This window comes from Streptomyces luteosporeus, from assembly GCF_039532865.1.
GTDB classification, from domain to species: Bacteria; Actinomycetota; Actinomycetes; order Streptomycetales; family Streptomycetaceae; genus Streptomyces; species Streptomyces luteosporeus.
Genome location: NZ_BAAASL010000041.1, coordinates 2,501 through 5,162, shown reverse-complemented (window position 1 = coordinate 5,162; position 2,662 = coordinate 2,501). Strand labels below are relative to the sequence as shown.

1 rRNA gene (only partly in view) is annotated in these 2,662 nt (G+C 56.6%); it reads right to left on the bottom strand.

What is annotated here, in order from left to right:
* Positions 1 to 21: 21 nt before the first annotated feature.
* Positions 22 to 2,662: ribosomal RNA gene (locus ABD361_RS30195) — 23S ribosomal RNA — on the bottom strand (it continues 483 nt past the right edge of the window).

Here is a 2,662-nt window from a genome sequence, read left to right as displayed (position 1 = left end):
ACACAGTGGACGCGAGCAACTATGGACAAGCCCTCGGCCTATTAGTACCAGTCAACTCCACCGGTTACCCGGCTTCCATATCTGGCCTATCAACCCAGTCGTCTACTGGGAGCCTTACCCCATCAAGTGGGTGGGAGTCCTCATCTCGAAGCAGGCTTCCCGCTTAGATGCTTTCAGCGGTTATCCCTCCCGAACGTAGCCAACCAGCCATGCCCTTGGCAGAACAACTGGCACACCAGAGGTTCGTCCGTCCCGGTCCTCTCGTACTAGGGACAGCCCTTCTCAAGACTCCTACGCGCACAGCGGATAGGGACCGAACTGTCTCACGACGTTCTAAACCCAGCTCGCGTACCGCTTTAATGGGCGAACAGCCCAACCCTTGGGACCGACTCCAGCCCCAGGATGCGACGAGCCGACATCGAGGTGCCAAACCATCCCGTCGATATGGACTCTTGGGGAAGATCAGCCTGTTATCCCCGGGGTACCTTTTATCCGTTGAGCGACGGCGCTTCCACAAGCCACCGCCGGATCACTAGTCCCGACTTTCGTCCCTGCTCGACCCGTCGGTCTCACAGTCAAGCTCCCTTGTGCACTTACACTCAACACCTGATTGCCAACCAGGCTGAGGGAACCTTTGGGCGCCTCCGTTACCCTTTAGGAGGCAACCGCCCCAGTTAAACTACCCACCAGACACTGTCCCTGATCCGGATCACGGACCCAGGTTAGACATCCAGCACGACCAGAGTGGTATTTCAACGACGACTCCACACACACTGGCGTGCATGCTTCACAGTCTCCCACCTATCCTACACAAGCCGAACCGAACACCAATATCAAGCTGTAGTAAAGGTCCCGGGGTCTTTCCGTCCTGCTGCGCGAAACGAGCATCTTTACTCGTAGTGCAATTTCACCGGGCCTATGGTTGAGACAGTCGAGAAGTCGTTACGCCATTCGTGCAGGTCGGAACTTACCCGACAAGGAATTTCGCTACCTTAGGATGGTTATAGTTACCACCGCCGTTTACTGGCGCTTAAGTTCTCAGCTTCGCCCCACCGAAATGGAGCTAACCGGTCCCCTTAACGTTCCAGCACCGGGCAGGCGTCAGTCCGTATACATCGCCTTACGGCTTCGCACGGACCTGTGTTTTTAGTAAACAGTCGCTTCTCGCTGGTCTCTGCGGCCACCCCCAGCTCACGGAGTAAATCCGATCACCAAGCGTGGCCCCCCTTCTCCCGAAGTTACGGGGGCATTTTGCCGAGTTCCTTAACCATAGTTCACCCGAACGCCTCGGTATTCTCTACCTGACCACCTGAGTCGGTTTAGGGTACGGGCCGCCATGAAACTCGCTAGAGGCTTTTCTCGACAGCATAGGATCATCCACTTCACCACAATCGGCTCGGCATCAGGTCTCAGCCTTAACGTGTGACGGATTTGCCTACCACACGGCCTACACCCTTACCCCGGGACAACCACCGCCCGGGCTGGACTACCTTCCTGCGTCACCCCATCGCTTACCTACTACAAGTCTGGTTCGTCGGCTCCACCACTCCCCTACGCTCCGAAGAGCTCAGGGCGGCTTCACGGACTTAGCATCGCCTGATTCGATATTGGGCGTTTCAAAGCGGGTACCGGAATATCAACCGGTTGTCCATCGACTACGCCTGTCGGCCTCGCCTTAGGTCCCGACTTACCCTGGGCAGATCAGCTTGACCCAGGAACCCTTAGTCAATCGGCGCACACGTTTCTCACGTGTGTATCGCTACTCATGCCTGCATTCTCACTCGTGAACCGTCCACAACTCGTTTCCACGGCTGCTTCACCCGGCACACGACGCTCCCCTACCCATCACAGTCCCCGTTAGAGGTATGTACTGCAATGACACGACTTCGGCGGTACGCTTGAGCCCCGCTACATTGTCGGCGCGGAATCACTTGACCAGTGAGCTATTACGCACTCTTTCAAGGGTGGCTGCTTCTAAGCCAACCTCCTGGTTGTCTCTGCGACTCCACATCCTTTCCCACTTAGCGTACGCTTAGGGGCCTTAGTCGATGCTCTGGGCTGTTTCCCTCTCGACCATGGAGCTTATCCCCCACAGTCTCACTGCCGCGCTCTCACTTACCGGCATTCGGAGTTTGGCTAAGGTCAGTAACCCGGTAGGGCCCATCGCCTATCCAGTGCTCTACCTCCGGCAAGAAACACACGACGCTGCACCTAAATGCATTTCGGGGAGAACCAGCTATCACGGAGTTTGATTGGCCTTTCACCCCTAACCACAGGTCATCCCCCAGGTTTTCAACCCTGGTGGGTTCGGTCCTCCACGAAGTCTTACCTCCGCTTCAACCTGCCCATGGCTAGATCACTCCGCTTCGGGTCTTGAGCGCGCTACTAAAGTCGCCCTATTCGGACTCGCTTTCGCTACGGCTTCCCCACACGGGTTAACCTCGCAACACACCGCAAACTCGCAGGCTCATTCTTCAAAAGGCACGCAGTCACGACCGCCAAGCAAGCTTGACGGCGACGCTCCCACGGCTTGTAGGCACACGGTTTCAGGTACTATTTCACTCCGCTCCCGCGGTACTTTTCACCATTCCCTCACGGTACTATCCGCTATCGGTCACCAGGGAATATTTAGGCTTAGCGGGTGGTCCCGCCAGATTCACAC